This is a genomic window from Actinotalea sp. C106 (assembly GCF_023630195.1).
In the GTDB taxonomy this organism is placed as follows: Bacteria; Actinomycetota; Actinomycetes; order Actinomycetales; family Cellulomonadaceae; genus Actinotalea.
Map to the genome: position 1 here is coordinate 1 of NZ_JALPKN010000641.1, position 541 is coordinate 541.

Below are 541 nucleotides of genomic sequence, written 5' to 3' on the forward strand. Positions count from 1 at the left end.
GCCGGCCAGGGCGCCCAGGGCGAAGGGCGCGATCCCGACGGCCGCCGCGGTGCCGATGGAGCCGCGGGCCTGGGCCTGGTCGGGCCGTCCGTCCGAGGCGCGCAGCGTCAGGGCGGCGCTCAACGGGTAGTGGGCGCCGTACCCGAGGCCGGCGAGCACCAGCCCCGCGATGGCCACCGGGGTGCTGGTCGCGAGCCAGAACGCTGCCCACCCCACCCCGGCCAGGGCGTAGGCCAGCAGCAGGATCTTCTCCGGGGCCTTGCGCATCGACAGGGGCCCGACGACGAAGCGTGACACCGCCATCCCGACCACGAGGGCCGAGACCGAGGCCGTGGCCACCGACGGGGAAGCACCGGTGCGCTGGGTGAGCAGGTCCGAGGCCCAGAAGGTGGTCGAGAACTCGATCGCCACGCCGCAGAGCATCGCGGCCCAGAAGAACCAGAAGGCCCCCGAGAACGCCCGGCCGGCCCGCCGTTCGGCACGCGCGGCCGGGCCCGTGGGGGCTGCTGCCGCGCGGTCCGTGGCGGGGGCCCGGGTCACG

1 protein-coding gene is annotated in these 541 nt (G+C 76.5%); it reads right to left on the bottom strand.

The window, feature by feature from the left end; all coding sequences use genetic code 11:
* The coding region (locus L0B03_RS18955; RefSeq protein WP_308200118.1) for an MFS transporter at positions 1-540 on the bottom strand (540 nt) is incomplete at its 3' end.
* Position 541: the final 1 nt, after the last annotated feature.